This is a genomic window from Paenibacillus sp. FSL R7-0313, from assembly GCF_037969885.1.
In the GTDB taxonomy this organism is placed as follows: domain Bacteria; phylum Bacillota; class Bacilli; order Paenibacillales; family Paenibacillaceae; genus Paenibacillus.
On record NZ_CP150219.1, the window covers coordinates 4,774,770 to 4,797,111 of the forward strand.

The 22,342-nt window shown below is 43.9% G+C and carries 19 protein-coding genes; 5 read left to right on the forward strand and 14 right to left on the reverse strand.

Translation table 11 applies throughout. The features are described from left to right. The first annotated feature begins 147 nt into the window (after window positions 1–147). Window positions 148–423 (forward strand): hypothetical protein, encoded by a 276-nt coding sequence (locus tag NSQ38_RS20730; RefSeq protein ID WP_047842994.1) that lies wholly within the window; start codon window positions 148–150, stop codon window positions 421–423. Between the two features lie 94 nt (window positions 424–517). Here the strand turns inward: NSQ38_RS20730 and NSQ38_RS20735 are convergent, their stop codons facing one another. From NSQ38_RS20735 to NSQ38_RS20780, 10 genes are all read right to left on the reverse strand, one after another. Continuing rightward, complete coding sequence (locus NSQ38_RS20735; RefSeq protein WP_339783879.1) at window positions 518–3,178, reverse strand: FtsX-like permease family protein; 2,661 nt, start codon at window positions 3,176–3,178, stop codon at window positions 518–520. Then, window positions 3,171–3,860 carry an ABC transporter ATP-binding protein gene (locus tag NSQ38_RS20740; protein WP_339783880.1) on the reverse strand — a complete coding sequence of 230 codons (690 nt, stop codon included), beginning with the start codon at window positions 3,858–3,860 and terminating at the stop codon, window positions 3,171–3,173. Before NSQ38_RS20740 ends, NSQ38_RS20735 begins: the two co-directional genes overlap by 8 nt. A gap of 105 nt (window positions 3,861–3,965) precedes the next feature. Beyond that, entirely contained in the window at window positions 3,966–5,243 is a 1,278-nt protein-coding gene (locus tag NSQ38_RS20745; protein WP_339783881.1) for a HAMP domain-containing sensor histidine kinase, read from the reverse strand. After that, the gene (locus NSQ38_RS20750) at window positions 5,216–5,911 is read right to left on the reverse strand and encodes a response regulator transcription factor (RefSeq protein WP_339783882.1); all 696 of its coding nucleotides are present in this window, start codon (window positions 5,909–5,911) and stop codon (window positions 5,216–5,218) included. The genes NSQ38_RS20745 and NSQ38_RS20750 overlap by 28 nt, the downstream gene beginning before the upstream one ends. A 339-nt stretch (window positions 5,912–6,250) precedes the next feature. Continuing rightward, window positions 6,251–6,877, reverse strand: coding sequence for a hypothetical protein (locus NSQ38_RS20755; protein WP_339783883.1), 627 nt, complete (start codon window positions 6,875–6,877; stop codon window positions 6,251–6,253). A gap of 163 nt (window positions 6,878–7,040) precedes the next feature. Beyond that, window positions 7,041–8,768: a thiol reductant ABC exporter subunit CydC gene (gene cydC, locus NSQ38_RS20760; RefSeq protein WP_339783884.1), complete on the reverse strand. Its 1,728-nt coding sequence runs from the start codon at window positions 8,766–8,768 to the stop codon at window positions 7,041–7,043. After that, complete coding sequence (gene cydD / locus NSQ38_RS20765) at window positions 8,765–10,588, reverse strand: thiol reductant ABC exporter subunit CydD (RefSeq protein WP_339783885.1); 1,824 nt, start codon at window positions 10,586–10,588, stop codon at window positions 8,765–8,767. The genes cydC and cydD overlap by 4 nt, the downstream gene beginning before the upstream one ends. 14 nt (window positions 10,589–10,602) lie before the next feature. Next, window positions 10,603–11,616, reverse strand: a complete 1,014-nt coding sequence (locus NSQ38_RS20770; RefSeq protein ID WP_174806461.1) for a cytochrome d ubiquinol oxidase subunit II — start codon at window positions 11,614–11,616, stop codon at window positions 10,603–10,605. Beyond that, entirely contained in the window at window positions 11,616–12,980 is a 1,365-nt protein-coding gene (locus tag NSQ38_RS20775) for a cytochrome ubiquinol oxidase subunit I (protein WP_339783886.1), read from the reverse strand. Before NSQ38_RS20775 ends, NSQ38_RS20770 begins: the two co-directional genes overlap by 1 nt. Before the next feature lie 426 nt (window positions 12,981–13,406). Further along, window positions 13,407–14,801, reverse strand: a complete 1,395-nt coding sequence (locus tag NSQ38_RS20780) for an MFS transporter (protein WP_339783887.1) — start codon at window positions 14,799–14,801, stop codon at window positions 13,407–13,409. Window positions 14,802–14,910: 109 nt separating this feature from the next. On the opposite strand from NSQ38_RS20780, the gene NSQ38_RS20785 reads away from it, so the two are divergent. Together NSQ38_RS20785 and NSQ38_RS20790 are read left to right on the forward strand one after the other, a co-directional pair. Then, window positions 14,911–15,786, forward strand: a complete 876-nt coding sequence (locus NSQ38_RS20785) for a LysR family transcriptional regulator (protein ID WP_339783888.1) — start codon at window positions 14,911–14,913, stop codon at window positions 15,784–15,786. A gap of 30 nt (window positions 15,787–15,816) precedes the next feature. After that, window positions 15,817–16,383, forward strand: a complete 567-nt coding sequence (locus NSQ38_RS20790) for a GNAT family N-acetyltransferase (protein ID WP_339783889.1) — start codon at window positions 15,817–15,819, stop codon at window positions 16,381–16,383. 87 nt (window positions 16,384–16,470) lie between these two features. Here NSQ38_RS20790 and NSQ38_RS20795 read toward each other — a convergent pair whose 3' ends face one another. The 4 genes from NSQ38_RS20795 to NSQ38_RS20810 form a co-directional block, all read right to left on the reverse strand. Next, complete coding sequence (locus NSQ38_RS20795) at window positions 16,471–17,442, reverse strand: hypothetical protein (protein ID WP_339783890.1); 972 nt, start codon at window positions 17,440–17,442, stop codon at window positions 16,471–16,473. Next, entirely contained in the window at window positions 17,442–17,933 is a 492-nt protein-coding gene (locus NSQ38_RS20800; protein ID WP_339783891.1) for a sigma-70 family RNA polymerase sigma factor, read from the reverse strand. Before NSQ38_RS20800 ends, NSQ38_RS20795 begins: the two co-directional genes overlap by 1 nt. A 166-nt stretch (window positions 17,934–18,099) precedes the next feature. Beyond that, entirely contained in the window at window positions 18,100–19,680 is a 1,581-nt protein-coding gene (locus tag NSQ38_RS20805) for a histidine-type phosphatase (RefSeq protein ID WP_339783892.1), read from the reverse strand. A 246-nt stretch (window positions 19,681–19,926) separates the two neighbouring features. Beyond that, the gene (locus NSQ38_RS20810) at window positions 19,927–20,346 is read right to left on the reverse strand and encodes a DUF3237 family protein (protein ID WP_339783893.1); all 420 of its coding nucleotides are present in this window, start codon (window positions 20,344–20,346) and stop codon (window positions 19,927–19,929) included. Window positions 20,347–20,488: 142 nt separating this feature from the next. Here NSQ38_RS20810 and NSQ38_RS20815 point away from each other — a divergent pair, with 142 nt between their 5' ends. Beyond that, a complete protein-coding gene (locus NSQ38_RS20815; protein ID WP_253435712.1) occupies window positions 20,489–21,691 on the forward strand; it encodes an MFS transporter in 1,203 nt (400 codons plus the stop codon). Beyond that, the gene (locus NSQ38_RS20820; RefSeq protein ID WP_253435710.1) at window positions 21,684–22,328 is read left to right on the forward strand and encodes a TetR/AcrR family transcriptional regulator; all 645 of its coding nucleotides are present in this window, start codon (window positions 21,684–21,686) and stop codon (window positions 22,326–22,328) included. The genes NSQ38_RS20815 and NSQ38_RS20820 overlap by 8 nt, the downstream gene beginning before the upstream one ends. Window positions 22,329–22,342 lie beyond the last annotated feature (14 nt).

The following is a 22,342-nucleotide window of genomic DNA, read 5'->3' on the forward strand; positions in this document are numbered from 1 at the left end:
TTAAACGGACTCTTGCAAAGATGTCTAGCTAACCTTATTGAATTGCGGGTATCATAAATAACACTTTTACAGAACATACGTTCCTGTTATAATCAGATTATCGTATTTGGTGTAACATAACATGCCCGTCTGGAAAGGATACATATCATGAATTTATACAAGTTTGAATTAACGGTAAACGGATATCTACTACGTGTTCATTTCAGTGCGTCTGAAGAAAGTGGATTGAAATGGTGCAAACGAGTTGCTTCTGAATTCCAGAATAACGTTGCCAATCTGGAGATCAAGGTTGATATACATAAAAAGCAGAAACAAAAGCATGCACGGGAATATCACGGAAAGCCATATCTGTACGATAGGACACTGAGGAAAAAGCCGCTTGCGAAGAAAAATAAAACGGCTGAATCATCTGCGGTTATGTAAAGTTGTTTAGAAGACGTTCTTGATACCAAAAAAGCCGCAATCTATTTATGCGACTTTTTTAAGGGATATTCTATTTTATAGTTCCCCAGTTTCTCTAAGTTTCCTTTCTCAGTGCCTCAACAATACTCGTTTGGTTTAATCGATACATCGGCCAAGCTGTAGCAACGAGTGTTGTTGCTATGGCACCTGCACAAGCCAGAACAATACTAGACCATGGAATGGCCCAACCTACGTCGACAGCACCTTTGAAGAGATGATGTATGCCATAGCTCAGTACTGTTCCGAGTATACCACCGTATACAGCAGCGTACAGACCGTATAAAACACCTTCCAATAAGATCATTTTCCCAACATTACGCTGTGTCATGCCGATCGCTTTGAGCACCGCAAATTCTTTGGAGCGTAGAATGAGATTGGTGCTGACGGTGTTCAGTATATTCAGGAACGCAATCAGGACAATGACACCAATAAATCCATATAAAAAGATCTTGGCGGTTGTCGCGTCGTTTTTAGCTTGAGCAAGTTGTTCCACCTTATCTGTGTAGCTGTAACCTGCATCTCTTTGGGGCAGGGATTTGAGATAGTCCGTGATCGGTTTGTTGGAAATATCGGATTTGGCAAGAATAAAGATTCTGGAGTACGTATCGTTTCCTGTAACCTTCTCCACGACTTCAGGCGTTGTTATGAATTCAAGCATTGCACTCTCATTATAGTTACTCGACAACAAGCCTTGATCAACAATTCCAGTTACCGTCAGTGTTGTGTAACCATGACCCTTCTCGTCCGAGTCCAAGCTGCGTACTTTGATGTGATCCCCAACCTTGAATTGGGTTTGATCCATAATGATCTGTCTGCCATCCTCTGTTGTAATTCTTAATTTCTGATTGATGATAACGCCATTTTCCTGGTTCATCTTTTCTTTGTCGATCTTACCAGCCGTTAGTTTGGATTTCAGAGCATCGAGTCCGTTATCTCCGTATGATTCGAGGTAATTATTGTCTGTTCGGTACCCCTCTCCATCCTCCACAGAGTACATTCCCGGACGGAGTTCGTAATACTTGGGATTCACTTTTTCTTTCGGAAACATAGCCATCACTTGATTATTGTAATACGGATAGGCATGTTCAACTGCATCAAGCTTAACAATGTCAGAATATACGGAATCATCGATTCGTTTGGAAGGTCCTTCATAGATAACCGAGTAGGAATAATCGATACCTGATTGCGATGTCTGCCCCAGCAAACCAGCTAGTCCGCTAAAAACAACAAATAGAATCATGCTGACCACTATGGAAAAGGCAGTAATGCGGAAGCGCTTTTTGTTCCGCCTGATGTTTCGACTAGCAAACTGTCCTTCAATACCCAACAGTTTTCCCAGCAGTTTTGTTTTCCGGACAGATGTTACGTTCTCCACTTTCGTGCCTCCCGAGCTATGAACCGCCTCAAGTGGGGATACCCTCGCTGCCAGTCTCGCAGGTCCGATAGCAGACAGATAAACAGTCAATAATCCCAACGCCCCGGCTATGATCAAAATTGGCAGGGAGATGACCATTTGCATATCATTCAGAAATCCCAACGCCAAAAAGCTGATGTTGTAGAACAGAAGTTTCATAAAAACAGTTCCCATCAATAATCCAACAGGAATACCAATTAGACTCAGTATTGTAGCCTCTTTGAGAACCAATTTACGTATTTGTGATGGGGTAGCCCCAATGCACCGCAGCATTCCAAATTGCGAGGTCCGCTCCAGAACAGAAATATGAAACGTATTATATATCACTGCACTCGTACAACCCATAATAATAATGATGATTGCTGCGAATGCATATAACAAACTATGGTTTACACCTTCATAGGTGCTTTTACCATACAACTTAAGCAGTTCATTATTATAATCGACACGAATATTTTTATATTGAATATCCTTATCCAACGCTATGGCAGAGCCTTGATCCACTTGGTCTAGCTTCAATGAAGATATCATCGTCTCCGTCTTCGCCTGAATCTGATTCATTGATTTCATTTTGACATAAATAAAATAATTTTTATCCGCTTCTATTTTTACATTATCTGCATACGTGATGGCTGGAAAGATGAAGCTGGAAGACCACGAAGCGTTACTTCCTGTCTTCATAAATCCCACAACGGTGAATTCTCTCTCTATTTGGGGACGAAAGCCTTCATCAAGATCCCAGCCAAAATCACCCAGACCATTGATCGGTTTGATTTCCCCGGTTGATGCGACAGTTCGTTCTCCCAGACTCAGGGTAATCGAATCTCCAAGCTTTGGTTTGGTCGCAAAACGATCCAGACTCCAGGTCGAAAGAATAACTTCATGCGAATTTTTCGGCAGCCTGCCCGAATCCAGCTGAACCTGGAGCATGTTCATCGCATCGGCATCATAACCTTTGAGATTCAAATACCGATAAGGTGCAGCAAACGGGTTTTCCTTCTTTTCTTTCTCACTCGTTTTGCTGATGACCGAATAACCTTCTCTGCTAATGATTCCAGCACTCTCTACGGATGCATTATTGACGACTTTTGAGACTGCTTCTCCCGGTAATCCGTTAAAAGAAACATGGTAATCCCCGTACTCTTGAACGGTTTGCCGAACCACCTTGTCTCTGAAGCTAAGGCCAATGGTTCCTATGGCTGTAAGTAGAGTCACAGACAAAATAATGCCAACGATCGTAAGTATTGATCTTTTTTTCTGTCCTAGCAAATATTTTTGGGTAAGACTGGTATACCTATTCACGATCTTTCACCCCTGTTTGCTGCAAGAGTGTACCATCTTTTATATTTACAACACGGTCCGCTCTCTGGGCCACATTCAAATCATGTGTGATCATAATCAAGGTTTGATTGTATTTTCTGACGGAGAAGGTAAGCAGATCCACAATCTCTTTACTGTTCTTGCTGTCCAGATTACCGGTTGGTTCATCCGCCAGAATAATCGATGGTTTATTGATCAATGCGCGTCCAATTGCAGTTCGCTGCTGTTGCCCGCCTGATAATTGGGACGGAAGGTGCTTCCTTCGATCGCTGAGTCCCAGCACGCTCAATAATTCCTCAAGATAACCTTCGTCCACATGTTTATTCTCAAGCAGCATCGGCAATTTAATGTTTTCTTCCGCAGTTAACACCGGGATCAGATTGTACGATTGAAAAATAAAACCGATTTTGCGTCTTCTGAACACTGCCAATTCATTTTCACTTTGAGAATACAGATCCATACCGTCAATAATGACTTGGCCACTTGTCGGTTGATCCACTCCCCCGAGCAAATGCAACAATGAGCTTTTGCCAGATCCGCTGGCGCCCACGATCGCAACGAATTCTCCTTGATTGACGGACAGATTAACATCTCTCAATGCTTCCACCCTAGATTCAGCACTTCCGTATATTTTACATAAATGTTCGGTCTTCAAAATTTCCACCCTGTTGTACCTCCAGTTGTATGATTAACATTGCTTGATTGTTATTATAGGTGTGGAAGCTTACGTTGAAGTGAAGAAGAAGCTTACATTTTCGTAAGCTTCTTCTTAAGTCCACTCTTTTTTGAAAAACGAAATTCTGAATGTCGTTCCTTCTTGAGGCACACTCTCCACCGTAATGATGCCGTTTTGTTCCTCAATGATCGATTTGGTCAAAGCCAGACCAATCCCTATACTATTGGGCTTGTTATGGTTCTTACCTTTATAGAATCGCTTGAAAATGTGAGGTATATCATCGGGATGCATACCTTCGCCGTTGTCCTGAATAATGATTGTATCAAACAGTGCGTTTTCCTCCAAATGGATTCGAACCTCCCCCTCTGGCGGGGTGTGTTCCAGTGCATTTTTTATCAAATTCATGACAGCTTCCTTAAGCCATTCTTCATCTGCCTGCACAAACGCATTCTCACTTCCGAGGATGGTTATGTTTTGCCGCTTCTGGTCTGCTACTGTCCGGAGTGAATAGACAATGCTCTCCACCATCTCCCTTAACTCGATCCTTTCTTTTCGAAATCCAATTGCTCCCGCTTCGACTCGCGCAAGCTTGAGCAGGCTGATGATGAGCCATTCCATTCGATCAAGCTGCTGCCGGCTTCGTTCCAGAAACGTCATTCTCATTTCTTCTTTCATCCCGGGATCATTCAGTAGATTTTCATTGAACACAATCAGAGAAGCCAGGGGTGTTTTGAGCTGGTGGGAAATGTCGGATAACAGATTGCGCAGAAAGGTTTTTTCCTGCCGAAGTAGCTCCAGGCTGTTGGTTAATCTTCCAGCCATTGCATTGAAGCTCCGGCCGAGCGCACCGAAGTCTCCATCCTCCGTCTCAGGCAGTTTTTCATCGAATTGCTGTTCCACAACCTGCTCGGCCGCATGAGATATGGTTCTGATTTTCATGAAAAATGTACGATACTCCCACAGAAGCAATACCATGAGTGGGATCAGAAACAACAATACTTGAGTCGCTGTTTTCAAGGGTAATGCTCGTCCTGAAAGAGCCGGCTGCTCTTCTATAGGCATGTCCGCCTGATAACCGTATTGTGCAAGAATACGTTGCCCCTCAGCGATTTCATCGGTCTGGGCTCCTTGGGTAACAAAGTGAATCACCTCATTCTCCAACTGTGGATCTTTCATCAACAGATGTCCGATTAGGGCGCTATTCTGATTCACGATAGTTGTATTGATGCTATCGACTTGATGCTGCATGTATAAAAACATCATAAACGACAAAAGAACTTGCAGAGCAAGTACTTTAATGGCGATGGATTTCCATTCTGGATTTCGCAAAACTTCGATCATGTTCATTTCCCTGTAACTTCCACGTTCCATTTATATCCGATCCCCCGAGCGGTTACGATATATTGTGGTGCTGCTGGAATATCTTCGACTTTCTCTCTTAACCTGCGGATATGGACAGAGAGCGTATTATCATCAATGAAGTCGCCCGAGAGATCCCAGAGATGATTCAGAATTGAACTTCTGCTGCATATCTGCTTAGGATGAGAGATCAACATCAATAGTAATCGGTATTCAAGCGCCGTCAGTGTAATTTCACTATTTTTTTTGAGTACAGTTCCTTCTAAAATACGCACCTGGATGTTATCGGATGTCCATAAGCTTACTTCTTGTTTTCCCTTGTTGTTACGTCGTAATACGGCTTTAATTCGTGAAATAAGTTCTTTGGTTCGAACAGGCTTCGTTACATAGTCATCTGCTCCGAGATCAAGCCCTGCGACCACGTTAGCTTCCTCATCCAAAGCCGTCAAAAAGATAATGGGCACTTGCGACGTTACCCGAATCTCACTGCATAGTTGATATCCCGACCCATCAGGCAAAGTGACATCCAACAAAATCAGATCGATCGACTCTATCTGCAGTGCCTGTCTAGCTTCTTCCAAGCTACCCGCCACAACGACCTCATATCCTTCATTGGACAATGTATATTGAATACCAAACACCAGATTTTCATCATCTTCTACGAGTAATAAGCGATTCATCGTACACCTCAGATCATGCTATTTTGAATTTGTATTTATTTCATTTTGATTATAGAGTTCCTGCGTCATTATACATCATTTGAGTTTCTACGCTATAATATTATGATTAATGGGATGTTCAATGAGGCTATCTTCACGAGTATACGAGTTTAAGATTTTCCTCAGACAGGCTAACTGGTTAGGGTACATTTTGATCAGGTGTTCTCCGTTAAACCAAACAGTTTAGTTACTCTGTATACTCTTGTCCTTTAATACCAAATATAAAAGCCTGCTCCTATGTGGAACAAGCTTTTATCCGTGTCAATTGTACTATATGCCAAGAAAGATTTTTGTTCACCGTTAGTATCTCTCTGATTCCTTAAATATCATATAACGATGGACACCTCTGACAGCATGCATTGCTTCCTGTAATAGCTGAATCGCAGTTTCGCGTTGTCCCGCTTTTAGTTCAATCGCTGCAAGAAGCGAAGATCTCATCCAGACCTTGTTAATGGATTTCAAGTGTTCCCTCGCCTGCTCACTTCTTCCTTCTTCCATAAGCAAATACGTTTCATAATATGTACGATAATCCGATCTACGCATATTCTGCACCGCCGTACGAACAGCTACCAAGTCGTTGCGATAGGAGCCGTAAGCTGCATTATATACTGCTTGTGTCCTTTTATTCGTGTCCTCATTTCTGATGCGCTCTATTGTGTGTTCCAATTCATCATCAAGTCTGTTTGCAAGAGCGTAATAGATATAAAGTTTTGGGGTATTCTCCTGCCTGCGTAGAAAAGCCTCGACGCGGTCCATGCGTGTTTCCCAACCCAGAGGATAAAAAATACGAATGGTAAACATGATCAGAGTAGCGGTGAGAACGACTCCAAGTATCCAAAACAGAGATTGGTCATTCATCTTCAGGTACACAACAAATAAAAATACGGCCAAATAAAAAACAATATCCCACTTATATTTTCCCATCATCCATCTCCTTTATAGACATAAATAAACTATTATATCAAAACAAACCCCAAGGAGTATATGCACTGCATCCTCTGGGGTTTAGTTGAATTTATAAAAATTGATTTGTTGAGATTTTCTTCATTAACGAAAACCGACAGTATCGTCTACTCAATAGACTAGATTCTCACGCCCCGGCGTCTCCAATCATTTGTCGTTCAATTTGTTTCATTTCATAAAAATAGCCTTTTTGCTCCATTAGCTCGGAATAAGAACCCGATTCCACAATCTTGCCTTGGTCCATGACCACAATCCGATCCATCTCTTCCAATCCCGTCAGCCGATGGCAGATCAGGAGAAGTGTATCTTCGGAGGCCTGTGCAAGAAGATGCTGCAACACACGTTGTTCTGTAACGTAATCCAGTGAGGACGTCGGTTCGTCCAGCAGCCATAACCGTCCTTTACGCAGCATGGCTCGTGCCAGAGCCAGCCGCTGTTTCTCACCATCCGACAGGTTCTCCCCTTTTTCATAAACCAAATCGCTCAACAACTTATTCGGCAGTTGTACTTGATCCAGCACAGCCGACAGTTGTTCATCCGAATGTTCTTCTCCATTCAGCAACAGGTTGTCCCGGATGGTTCCCCGGAAGAAATGACTTTGCTGCAACACGACATTCGTCCCTTGCCAAATGCTCTCTTCATTCAGTTCCTTCACCGAAACATCGTTTAATCGTATATCGCCAGACGTTGGTGCGCGCAGCTTGAGTAACAAATCGATAATCGTTGACTTGCCTGACCCGCTCGGCCCGACAATCGCTGTTTTGGAGCCTGCTGCAAGTTGCAGGGATAGCTCCCTCAGCGCCGGTCTCCATTCCCCTTCATATTGGAAGTTAACACCGGATAGGTCAATCGAAACCGCCTGATCGGCTGAAACTTCACCGCTTGGCTGTACAGATTGTACATCGGAGGTTGGCACCGTTTCCGCCAGTCGCTGAGCGGCGTGTTCGCTGTCCTGCTTATATAGAGGCAATATAGCCATTGCCGCAGCTTCTTCGAACACGGTCTGCGTGGCCAGGATCAACATGGCGAGGAATACACCGGCAAACGCTCCATTCACAATTAAGAAGGCGCTGAGTGCCAACACTCCCCATGTAACAAGATACGTCACAAAAACGTGCATAGATTGCCCGCGCAACAGGTGCGAAGCGGCTTGTTTCTGTTCCGTTGCCAATGCAGCGGAAGCCTGCTGAAGCTGTAGCTCACGCTGTTCCAATTGGCCGTATACTTTCAAATCCCTGAAACCATACAACACTTCGGTCACTTCCGTGGACAGCAAGGCCCGTTGCTGTCGGACACGTCCGTGTATTTTTCGCTGACCTAACAAGACAATACCTGGTACAACAAATGCCGTAATCAGCATACCTAGTACTAATAAAAACGCAATCCAGATCGAAAAGGCCGAAGTGAACAGCATGGTAGCCAAAAACACCATAACGACCATGATGGGTGGATACGCGACCCGCAAAAAGTAATTTTGCAAGCTTTCCACATCACCCACGATCCGCGCAAGCAGATCCCCGCTTCGGTTTTTGTTCAATATACCTGGCGTTACCGGGATCAGTTTGGCAAAAAAGGACGTCCGCAAGCGACTCAGCATGGAGAATGTTGCCCTGTGCGAATACAATCGTTCTCCGTAGCGGCTCGCCGCTCGAAGGAAACCAAGCAGTTTGACCATGGAGGTGAGTACAATTAAGGTGTACAGCGGTGGCGCAAATACCGTTTGCGATATCATATAACCACTCGCGGAAAAGAGAGCTACACCTGCTATGCCGGCGATAAATCCGCCCAATATCGAAAGCAGAATATCCTTGCGCTCCTGAATCATCGCTTTTGACAGAATCGTCAGCTCATTCATGCTAACCCTCCTTTCCGTTGTACATCCACCATCTCCGCATATTGAGGCAGGCGCGCCAGAAGCGCTTCATGATGTCCTGAATCCACCAATACCCCATTGTCCATAAACAAAATGTTGTCTGCATGTTGAATTGTATATAAACGGTGCGCCACCGTAATCATCGTTGCCGTTTTGGCTAATGCCGCAATGGATTGTTGTAATACCCGCTCGGTGTGTAGATCCAGCCCTACTGTGGGTTCATCGAACAAAATGACAGCTGGTCGCTTCAGAAAAGCACGTGCCAAGGCAAGTCTTTGCTTTTCCCCACCAGACAACCCCCGGCCACCTTCACCAACAAACGTATCCAGTCCCTGCTCCAATTGTGCAACAACGCCAGCAAGTCCTGCTTCCTCTGCTGCCTGCTCAATTTCAACTCTGGAGACGTTCCGACCCGCGCCAATCGCGATATTTTCGGCAAATGTACCTGCAAAAATATACGGATGCTGTGTAATGTAGCTAACACGTTCGAACCATGCAGCCTCATCATGTTGCAAAAGCTGGCTTCCGTTAACCAGAACTGCTCCCGAATCTGGTTTCAGCAAACCAGCAATGAGATGGAGCAGCGTGGTTTTACCTGATCCACTTTTGCCTACAATAGCAATCTGTTCTCCCGGTCCAATCGAGATCTGTCCTGTCTCAAGTCCAAAGGAATCAGCTGTGTATTGGAATCGAACATCGTTCAGTTCAATGGTTGGTGGCATAGTGATCAACTTGGCACGAGCTGTACGAAGCTCTTCCGTCTTTGCAATTGCATCGATATCGGTTAATTCGCTTTGATCCGATCCATCTTCAGGCTCCGTTTGTGTGCTCTTGATACTTGTTTCCTCAAGCATCTGTTCCACCTTGCGAATGGCCCCGATACTGGTTCGCCCGCTGTGAAAAGCCGTTCCTGTATTCTTCAACAGACTGTAAAACTCAGGAACGAGTAACAACACAAGAAAGGCCGTGTGGAAGCTCATCGATTTGAAAACGAGTAACTGGATAGCCAGTTCAAGCGCAACAATACCAATGCTTAACATCACGATCGATTCCAGCATAAACGTATTTGTAAATGCAATTTTCAAAATGCCCATGGTGGCATCACGATATCCCAGACTGCTGCGTTCAATCTCCTGCTGTTGACGTTTAGCCCGTCCGAATATTTTTAACGTAACAAGCCCTTGAAGCGAATCCAGAAACGTACCGGAAAACTCGGCAAGTTGCGCGTATTTTTCTTCTGATTTGTTTTTCGTTTGGAGCCCAACCAAGATCATGAACAGCGGGATAAACGGTGCCGTAAACAGCATAATCCAGCCTGTGTTGGCGTGCTGCGTAAATGTAACAACCAGAATCAGAATCGGGATCATCGCGGCTTCCATCATACGCGGCATGTACTGACTGAAATAACTGTCGGCTTCATCCACAGCATCCAAAGCAACACTGACCTTTCCTCCCGTCTGTCCACTCAGGGTTGAAGGCATGGAAGCGCGGGTCAGCTTCTGCAATACAGATGCTCGCATATTCGTCTTGGCGCGTGCTGCCATATGCAAGCCCACTTTCCCGTTTCCATACGACAATAGTGCACGTACAGCCATGACAGCCAGCAATAGGCCCAGTAACAGAACCACGGATGAAAAGGAAGCTTTCTCTACAAAGATTCGCTGGACTGCTTCAGCCACCAAGGTGGCCTGACTTATTATAGCTACACCAAGCGCCAGCGATATGATCGCAAGGAGAAGCCTGTTTTTTCGTTGTAAAGACATTTGCTGCGAGATCAGATTGGATTTGGCTCTCCTCTTCATTGAACGCTCCTCCTTTATTTTTTCCCTTTCACATAATCCGCATCAAACAGGAACAGTTTGAAGACCAGAATAAGAGAAGGAATTAACAGGCACAGCCCCCCGATAAACACAACGACTAGTGCAAAACCCATCGCTGGCGGTGTGGCGCTGCTCTGAATGGTGATGAATGGATCAAGAATATAAGGATATTGCCCAATCCCGTAAGCAAAAAAGGCTGTAAGAAATTGCAGCATGATGCATATAAAAGCCAATCCGTAACGCCGTCCGTTATATAACAGCCACATGGCAATCATGAAAAACGCAACGGAAAGCGCCAGCAGCCACCATAAATCCATCATATTTTGAAAATGACGCTCATTGTGTTGACCCAAATATATAAATGCAGTCAGCGCGAGAATAATGGTCGGTGTGCTCCAGAACAAAGCATAGTTCCGCATCAGCTTCAATGCCGAATGGTCCTCTGCCCGAGAAGCGTAAAATGTGAGAAATGATCCGCTAATGAACAATACGGACACGATGGCTAGACCAACGATGCTCCACGATAATGGATTCGTAAATAGTGCCCAGTAATCCAGGGAAACGGTATCCCCCTGCTTCAAAATAAAGCCACCTTCAGACAGGGTCAGTGCCACTGACAATGACGCTGGAATTAGCAACCCTGTGGCTCCATATAAGAACAAATACACGATACTTTTTTTGGAACCATAATTTTCGAAAGCATAGAACGACCCACGAATAGCAAGTAAAATGACGGCTATACTTCCCGGAACAAGCAGCGCGGAGCCATAATAGTAAGCGGTATCCGGGAAAAATCCAACGATGCCAATATAGAAAAAGACAAAAAATACATTGGTGATCTCCCAGACCGGTGATAGATAACGGGAGATCAGACGATTAATCAGGTGATCCTGCTTTGTCAGGCGTGCATAAAAGGCGAAGAAACCTGCTCCAAAATCAATAGAAGCTACAATAAGATAGCCGTACAAGAACAGCCAGAGTACGGATATACCAATCAATTCATAACTCATCAGGCCTGATCCCCTTTCTTGGCTGATTGATCATGCTTCTCCTTCAACCATTTCTCCATCTCGAGTTCAGCAGGATTGTTATTGAACAACCGTCTCAGTACGACGACACACATAACGCCGAGCACGATGTATAGAAGCAAGAACACGAAAAATAAAATTCTTACACTTGGTGAAGAAGTAGCGGCCTCTTCCACTCGCATATAACCTCGGATGATCCATGGCTGCCGCCCGATCTCTGCATAAAACCAGCCCATCTCAACAGCCAGAAAAGCGAGCGGTGCACTGAGTGCAACCATACGAAGCATCCACTTGTTAAACTGATTACGTTTCTTCCAAAACACAAACACGAAGTACAAACTTGATATAGCGAGTAGAGCAAAACCTATTCCAGCCATTAGATCAAACAAATAATGCACAAGTAATGGTGGATGTTCATCTGGTGGAAATTCGTTCAGCCCGGTTACCTCGGCGTTAAAGTCTCCAAAAGCAAGGAAGCTGAGCACTTTGGGCAAATGAAGTGCGCCTATAATTTCATGTTCAGCATTCAGCCATCCTAATAAAATCAAATCCGCTCCGCTTTCTGTCTCGAAATGCCACTCGGCAGCTGCGAGCTTCTCCGGCTGATGCTCAGCCAAAAACTTGGCAGATACATCTCCAGCTAAGGAATTTAATAAACTGAAGACCAGCACAACCGCCATCATGAGGTTCAAGCCTTTTTTGTGATAGGCCGACACCCCTTTTCTCAGCATCGCAAAGGCTGCTATTCCTGCTAACAAAGCAGCTCCTGTCAGATAAGCCGAGCTTAATACATGAAATACTTTGGAGAACGTTGCCGTATTCAGCATCGCTTGTACAGGATTCACTGCCAAGAATTGACCTGCTTCCATGACAAAGCCTTCAGGCTGGTTCATGAATCCGTTCACTGTTGTAATAAAAACAGCAGACATGCCTGCCCCGGCAACAACCGGTATAGTCAGCATCCAGTGAATATACGGATTTTTGAACCGATCCCATGTGTACAAGTAGATGCCCAGGAATATCGCTTCAAAAAAGAATGCGAATACTTCCATAAATAGTGGCAGTGCAATAACATTTCCGGCCAATTTCATAAAATTCGGCCACACCAAGGCCAATTGCAGCGATATCGCTGTACCTGTCACCACACCAACTGCCACAGATATGACAAATCCTCTGGACCACCTCTTTGCCATAAGTATGTAATGGTGATCTTTCTTCCGAATGCCGATGAACTCTGCAATAGCAATCATCAAAGGTACACCGACACCAAGCGTTGCAAAAATAACATGGAATCCGAGTGTCAAACCAGTCACCAGCCTGCTCCATAACACCGTATCAATAGCCATTCTTTATGTTGCCTCCTTTCAAACTCTGTTGATTTTTAGTAGTGATAAACTCTTGCTTATGATCAGGTCTGCTACTCACTGGTTGCATTTAATATCAGTTTAGGACGTTCCTGTAATTCGTGTGTTTAGGATAAGAGAAAAATTTCACAAAGTACACTACAACGATATCTTGCCACATGTACTTTGCGATTACTCCTGTTGATTCCTGATATTAAATGCATAGAAAATGCTATGCGAGACCTAATAATCAAAATTATTATATCTTTATTTTTACCTAATTCAATCAAAGTCACGTCTTCTACCCTAAACGTTCAAGAAAGGATCAACTCTTTCTGACAACTTGGTGAAAAACAAAAAATACACCCAATGGAGCTATTGATTCATTGGGTGTAAACGTGGTATTGCAAGGTGGATTCACTATTTTATTTACTTGCTTACTTGCTCTGGAATCACCGCATCTGCCTCGCGACGTACGCTCATGATGATCAGTGATGCAGCTAATACCGTAAGGATGATTCCAAGCATCTGAAATCCTGTCACATTGAATGTATCTCCCATAACAATACCAATCAATAACGATGATATGATGGTCCCCAGGTAGCGGGATGTATTAAAAATCCCCGATGAAACACCTATCATTTCTTTGGGTGTGCTTTTGAACAGAGCAGCTTGCATGCCAACCGCGTTTAGACCGTTACTTATGCCAAATAAAGCTAAGGCAACAATGACAGCAAAGATTGGAGAAGTTTCATTCATGAAAACGATGAATACAGAGCCAATGGTCATTAACCAAGCGGATACGATTAAAGCTGGCCGTGATCCCGATCTGTCAATCCAGCGCCCTGCGATCGGAGCAATAATGACTGAACATAACCCCAAAGCTAGCATGCTCATTCCTGTATGAACTTCGTTGAGATGACGTACCTGTTTCAAATACGTAGGAACTCCAAAAAAAAGTGCGTAAAACAGGATGTTTACCAGCATGTATTGCACATTCACCCAAGTCATCTCGGGATATGTGGCAAACGTTCGCAGTGGGATGAAAGGCGTGGCTGCTTTTAATTCATGTCGGATGAACATGACAAGTGTGATTAACCCGATCCCTCCTGTCAGCAGATGCCATGTTGAAATATCTCCTGTGGAATTTACTGAAAGTAAACCGATGAGCAGAGCTACCAAGGCTACCGTAAACATCAGAATACCTGGTGCATCAACTAACGCAAGCCATTGCCGAATGGCCATGTGCCCAGGGATAGAGGAAGATTGCTCGTCCTTCGGGATTGTTTTCCGGGCGAACCAAAAGCTTGCCAAGACAAACGGAATATTAACGAAGAATATGCTGTGCCAGTCCCACCAATGAATCAAAACTCCACCAATAAAAGGTCCAATTGCAGCCGCTCCAGAAAGGAATATCGCCAAGGTGGACAAGGCGGAGGCTTGTTTTTCAGTCACGTTAATTCTGACAATCGCCATTCCGACGGCTACCATCATGCTTGTGCCAATCGATTGAACGATCCGGAATACGATGAGCCACGTAAAACTGGGAGACCACGGAGCTAGCATGGACGATACAAAAACAATAACAAGACCCATGAGGAAGATCTTCCTGCGGCCAAACAAATCACTACACTTGCCCATGACGGGTTGAGCAACAGCACTGGCAATGTAAAATGATAAAATGATCCACGAAACGGCTGTAAAACCAAGTTGGTACACTTGTTGTAGCCTGGAGATTGCCACCGAAATCATGGAGGAATTCAACGGATTCAACATAATTCCGAGTCCAACAGCTAACATCAATCCTTTATTTCGAACATTCATCGGTGCATCACTCCTTCTTCTGCTGTCATCTTACTAGAAAGTATTCATTTATTCCAACGCATTGTATGTTATGATTTGATGAACTTGAAGGAATGAAGGGATGTTGCATATGGAGCTTCTTCAACTAAAATATTTCCTGACGGTGGCCCGATGCGAACATGTTACGGAAGCTGCGGGAAAGCTGCATGTTACGCAATCCTCTCTGAGCAAAACGATACAACGATTAGAGGAAGACCTGGGAGTTCCTTTATTTGATCGAATCGGGAGAAAGCTGCGACTAAACGATTTTGGAAGAACATTTCTTCGCCGAACTGAAAAAGCCTTATTTGAATTGGAACAGGGACAACGGGAAATAGGCGACCTCTCCAACAAAGATCAGGGTACATTGCAATTGGCGGTGACTACGGCCAGTACTTTGCCAGGTATACTACGAGAATTTCGCAAAAATCAACCGGACATTCAGTTCCATGTGCAAATGGTTTCGTTAGAGAACATGTCCAGACTTCTACATCGAGGCGAGGTGGACTTTTGTCTCTCCTCCCCTCCGATTGAAGGTGAAGATATTGAATGTCAGATACTATATGACGACCCGATCGTAGTTGCTGTTCCTATGGATCATCGATATGCAGAACGAAGCAGCATTCAACTAGCCGAGCTTAAGGACGAATCGTTTGTTGGGGTAAAACAAGGCTATGGTGTTCGTGATATGGTGGATTCCATATGTCAATCCGTTGGTTTCCTACCGAAATATGTATATGAAGGTGACGAACCTGCAAGATTAACAGCCCTTGTTGAAGCGGAGATCGGTCTTGCTTTTATACCTAGCACAGCCAGAAACCCGCATGAGCGCATTAGATATCTTCAGGTAGATGAACACAGACTTGTTCGGGAAATTGCTCTACTTTCGCACAAAAACAGATATATTTCCAAAGCCGCTTTAGAGTTTCGCAGCGTGGTTATGGACTATTTCAGTGCTATGCCATGAGCATAAATTCAATCCAGAGGAGATGTCGTTTTGAAATTAAAAGCTGAAAAATTTGATCATATTTCAGAGACAGAACGATTAATAATCAGACCATTACAGAAAGACGATTATGAGAATTGGTTGAATGAATTTGAAAACCGCTTGCCCTCCCAGCACCGCCATGATAAAGGGAAAATGGATATGAGTGAATGTACACTGGATTGGTTTCATGATCTGGTGGATCGGCACCAGGAGTTAGCGCGTACAGATACCGTTTATGTATTTGGTGTCTTTAGAAAGGAAGATGGCACACATCTGGGTATGGTTGATATTGCAACCTTGGCGAGAGATGATTTTCAATGGGGAAGCTTTGGATATACGATCCATAATCAGTATTGGCGAAAAGGTTATGGCAAAGAAGCTGTGAATGAGGCTCTTCATATTGCATTCGAACATTTGAAATTCCACCGTATAGAAGCCCATATCAATTTGGATAATACCCCTTCTGTGAAGTTAGCTGAAAGCGTTGGTATGGAGTTTGAATGTGTACGTAAAGGTTTCATACACGAAAATGATGAGTGGACCGATCATTTGGTTTATTACAAAAATTTTAATTAAACGACTCCACCGATAATCCAAAGAGCGAACAAAGCACTTTCGTGCCCTGTTCGCTCTTCTTCATGCATCCGTATCGATTCCTTCGCCTTACTCGCCCAAGCTGTTCCAGAAAGATTGGAACGCACCTTTCTCAACTTCGAGAAATGCCGGAACATTACCGTAACGCACCAGACCTTCACCAAACAGAACCAGTGGAACCTGTGTTTTATCTTCCAAGGTGAGATAGATCATCTTGCGATCTTCTTTGCCGTAGAGGTTCTCTTCCAATTCCGGACTCGTTGCAATTGGTTTGGCAGCAGATAACGCAGAGATGAAACTTTCCAGTGATTCATCCGCTGCTAACGGCTGAAACTGCTGCTTTCCGTTGTTCCAGCTATCAAACGTCTCCCATTGTGCCGAGGCAACGTTACCTTCGAGATGCAGCTTACCGATCAGGTCGGCACCCGTACCAATGGTGATCCCGTTGTTCTTGTCGAATAGTTGTGCATACACTTGACCATCGATCTCGGTGTAAGACATGATGCGGAAGTCCTTATCGTAGCCATTCACCGCATAGATGTCTGCTTCGCCAATGTTGGAAGCAAGCTCTGTGTATTTATCCTGACCACTCAGCTCATCGATGCCGCCAGTTGTTGTGCCAAGCTTCTCGCCACGCAGGTCGAGTGCATTTGCACCTTCAAGCAATGTTGGAGACTGTGTATAGATGTTCCCTCCATATACAACCAGTTGCATCATATCTGCCATCGCGCCTTTCCCCTGTGAATCCGGCAGCTCCATCTTCGGAATCACAATCGGATCAAACGACGCGCCTGGAGTCACCTCTGCCACCTGAGGAGTTGGTGCGTCTGGTCCATTGAATTGCTGCCATACACTCGGCGCAGCCAATCCAATGCTGGCAGCGATAACAACACTTGCTGCAATGTATAATGGTTTGTGTTGACGTTTTGGCCCCTGATGTTGCGTGTTCAAAGCTTGCTCTACCCGCTTTTTCATTTGTTCGTTTGTTTTCATATGATCCACCGCTTTCTTGTAGTTTTGTTTGAATTGTTCTTCGTTCATTACAGTTCCTCTCCTTCCAGCTCCAGTTTTAACAGCTGTCTTCCTCGTTTTAATCTCATTTTCACTGCTGATTCGCTAATCTCCAGGATCTCGCTGATTTCTCGGATTGCATAATCTTCGTAATAATACAGATGAACCACCGATCTATACTTGAGGGGCAGTGACAGCACGAGTTCGATCAGCGCGTGATCTTCCGGGTTGTCCGTCCTAAGAGCATCGACACCCTCCAGCTTGACCTCCCGTTTGCGCCAGCCTCTGCCTAATAAGGATTTGCAATGATTGGTGATGACCCGAATCAACCATGCTTTCTGATGCTCTGCATCGTTGAATGTAGGGGCTTTTTCTATTAGTTTGATGAAGGTATCCTGAGTGGCTTCCTCCGCGTCTTCCCGTCTGCCGAGGTGCACCATGGCAATTCGGAACAGCGTATCCGCATATGTCTCGTAGACTTTCATCACATGATCGCCCAGCTGGGGTACTGATCGCTGCATGGTTGTTATGCCCTCCTTTATACCTCTAACACTCTTACGGACGGCATTTGGTCACATTTTGTTTTGGATTTTTTTTCGTTATGCCTTTCGTTCCAATTAAAAAAAGAAAGCAGCCCCGTTTGGGAGTTGCTTTCTTCATGTTCATCAACATTTGTATATTTACGAACTAGAATTTTTTCTGTAAAAGCTCGATGTTATCTTCCAAGCTGCTATCCAGCTCTACGCCTACATTCTGCAGTTTGTTTTGGTAATATGTCTTCACATCTTCCCACTTATAGTACGGATAATTCTTTGTTTCGATCGGGAAGGCGATCTCTTCTTCATTTCTAAGCATTTTCACGAGAACATCCTTACCATTGGAATACAGAATCCATTGGATATTTGCTCCCATCGGTGAGATAACCGAGCCATTCCAGTTTTGGGTCACATCTTGTGGTTTGTCGATACTCACATTAGCTCCGGCGATATCCAGGAATGAAGATAGTGGAATGATGGTTTCTGCGTGAGCAAAACGAAATATACCAGCCGTGTCTTTCTGCTGAATGGACTGTTCGGTAGACACGATCAATTCTTTGACTAGAGGTGCAATGATATTCTGCGGCAGATCCGTTGACGTTAAAGATGGACCTTTTTCATAAAAGTCATTAATATTGTCAACGCTCTCGTACCACTTTAACTGATTGGTCGTAAAATACCGCCCGAATTCGAAGTCACCTTCTCCTTTAATATTCGAAGATATAATGTACAGTTCGTACAAATTAGAAGATGCTTCGGTTGGGTTGCTGAGCTTCACTTTTCCTTTCTCATCCTTCAGCTCGAACTCTCCAGAATTCAATCTCTGATAAAAGTCTTCAGAGAAAAATTGCAAAAGGACCTCTTTTGCATAACGTGTTCCAGTACTCTGTGTGACATAATTCTCGTATAACTTAACCCAGTCTCCATCTTCAACGTACTCGTTATACTTCGTAGCCAAGTCGTAGGGCCGCAGATAGGGGTCTTTCCCTTCTTCAAAGGCTGAAGCCAGAATGTCTATCTTGTTATCTCCCAAGCTTTCCTTTAACCCGTCAATAAACTGATCTCTGCTCTGTGGCGTTCGATCTTTGAAGGTCGCCTGAGCAATCACTTTTTTATCCGATGTAAATAGTTCTTTGAAGTTCTGTCCAACTCTGGCCCCTATTCCTTTCAGTTCTTCTCCACCCGTAGTGGATAACAAGCCATAATGGTCTTTTTCAACCTTCATCAGTTTGCCAATTTCCTTCTTCAGCTCTTTGCCCAGATTGGTAGCCTGCCCATCCTTCTCAGCGATGTCGAGTAGTTCAAAGAGCGTCTTGTCGTACTTGGCACCGGATAGATGTCTGGAACCGTGTCTACCTATGTAGTTAATAAATACGGGTTCATATCCATTAGGAGCTTTTGTATAACTTGTTTCCTTAAAAGGGTATGGCGTTTTGGTACCGCGGTATCCAAGTTGATCGTTACTTTTTGCTCCAACAAATACCGATTGGGTATTGTTATCCCAGTCTACCTCTTGTCCCAGAGCTTCCCCAATCGCTCTTGCCGGTACATAAGTGACCCCATTGTAGAGAAATGATTCACCTTCCACCTTTTGTACGTTCACGACCACATTAGCCGATTGTTCAGCAACTTCGATCATGCGTTTGGAACCTGCACCATATACGTCAAACATACTCACAAACGTTAGCATGGTGAGTGATACGACTGAAATCCCGATTTTTTTGATCATCATATTGATTAGTCTTCTCCTTAATCCGCCTGATATTGGTTTATTTTCGCTCATCATACTATAGGTGAGAAGTGTCTGCGCCGTATCCATGCTTTGTTAATTGATTGTAAAAGAATACATGTAAATATGGACGTAAACGTGCATAACGACGAAAAGAGCCGCTCATTTCGCGACTCTATCTCTTCATAACAATGTGATTTTTTCCGCGGCACACGATTAAAACAGTTTTCCTCTGTTCCGTGTTAGTTATCAATGTGTCCTATATATTTTTATATCTACTCCTGACTCCGTCGGATAACCTTCTCCAACCAACGTTTCACTGTTCAAAAAAGATAAAGCTTTGCTATCCGTTATCATTTTGGGAGAAGTCCGAAATAAAGCAGTGTTCATCGTTTTATCGATGTTTCCGTTGTTTTCGATATAAATTTTGCAACTGTGCCCTGTGTGATCTGTTCCTTGAAGCATGTATCTTGCCGAAAGCGTATGCGGGTCACCATTCTTCCCGATAATCTGAGTATCCACTCCTCCATCCAGCACCATTCCCTCAAAGTACTTTCCGGTTACACTGCCTGTAAAAGTAATCATGACAACTGAATTACCTTCACTATTCTGTAAATCAAATGATCTCTCAATGTTCACATGTACCGTAAATAATTCCTCTAATTTCACGCGTTCCCACCTCCATATGAATTCAATTATAGCTCTACTCACCTAAAAAAGATTTACATTTACATATCTCCTTCGAATCATTTAAAATGGTTTACATACTGTAAAGGTTAACACAATGTTAATGAAGGAGCTTATGACAAGCATGAGTACATTACCAAAAGCAATTCGCTTTCCACTGTTCATTCTGATGTTAAATCTGTTTATCGCTTTATTGGGGCAAGGGATGCTCATCCCCATATTGCCGGAGTATTTGAAGCTTTTTCATGCGGGAGGCACTGTCGCAGGATTTCTCGTAGCGGCATTTGGTGCCGCTCAATTCTTCTTTTCACCTCTGGGAGGACAATTGTCCGATCGATTTGGACGCAAAAAGTTGATCATGGCGGGTATGTTTCTGTCCGTTGTTTCAGATATCATATTTGCGTTGTCGACAGCATTGCCGTTCCTCTATGTCGCACGATTTATCGGTGGAATCAGTCTCGGTTTGATGGTTCCTGCGAACCTTGCTTATGTCGCTGATATTACAACACCGGAGACTCGTGCGAAAGGCATGGGCTATTTCGGCGCAGCTATGAATTTGGGAATGGTTCTCGGACCTGGTCTGGGTGGTCTCATCGCCGAGATGGGTATTCGGATGCCCTATTTCTTTGCGGCTGGTCTGGGACTGATTGCGGCATTGATGACGCTACTATTGCCTGAGACACTTCCCCCGGAAAAAAGAACTGGCTCCATCCGACTTCAAAAGGGAGATCACTTGGGTAAGAAAATCTGGAGTTCATTTAAAGTACCGTATTTTAAATACTTGATTGTGCTGCTTGTTATGACCTTTGGCCTCATGAGTTATGAGACCGTATTCGCTCTTTTTGCAGAACAAAAATACGGATTCAACGCTGCAACGATCTCCATCATTATTACCTTGGGCGCAATTATCGGTATCGTTGTGCAAATCTGGCTTTTGGATTGGTTTGTACAGAGAATTGGTGAAGTTAAGCTGATCCGTCTCTCCTTAATCATCACACCCATAGCTTTGTTGTTAATGTTAATTAAGGTCAACCTTGTCTTTCTGTTATTCGCTTCTGCGTTATTCTTTGCCTTTAATTCATTTTTGCGACCTTCGCTCAGCACGTTAATATCCAACCATGCTGGAGATCGACAAGGCTATGCATCGGGTCTGAATACGACATTTTCCAGTCTCGGAACGGTGATTGGCCCGCTGATTGCAGGACTATTGTTTGACAAAAACATAAACTTCCCGTATATTTTTGGTGCAATTATGCTTCTCGCTTCTCTCGGACTTACCTTGAACGCATTTCGTTCGAAGAAAGGACAACGGTATATAAGTGAATGAAAACTGGCATCAACAATTGGGAAATAAACATCGTGATGATTTGATAGCAGCAGGTAAGGAGCTTTTTTTGAAATATGGATTGCTCCAAGTAAAGATTAAAGATGTATGCACCAAAGCTAAACTTAGTAGAGTGACATTTTATAAACATTTTCAGTCTATGGATGAGCTTCTTTTAGCTATTCAGATGCAACTGATTGAACATTTAACGGATGAGGTTAGCCGTGCATCAGTGAAGGACATGAACGGACGAGAACAACTCACGGTGATGTTGAATGCATGGGTTGTTTATGCCCAGGATCATCCAGACTACATCCGGTTTATTCAATTATTTGATATCAACTATGAGATGTATGATTTTAGTCCTGAATTAAGAGAAACATACGATCGATTCAACCAGAATGGGAAAGAAAATCATTTCCTGATGGGCGCTTTATCCCAAGGCGTTGTTGACGGCAGTATCAAGAATCCGTCCCCTCCGCTCGATCTTGCTCAGTTTATCTTCACAACGATGATGGCCATGCTCCAGCGCATGGTAACGATTCGTGCTGCTCATGATAATGCACTGGATATGCGGATGACGGAGCAATTTGTGAAGATGCTACTCCAATTTGTTTGTAATGAAGAAATATCCGAGTGATGGCATGGTAGATG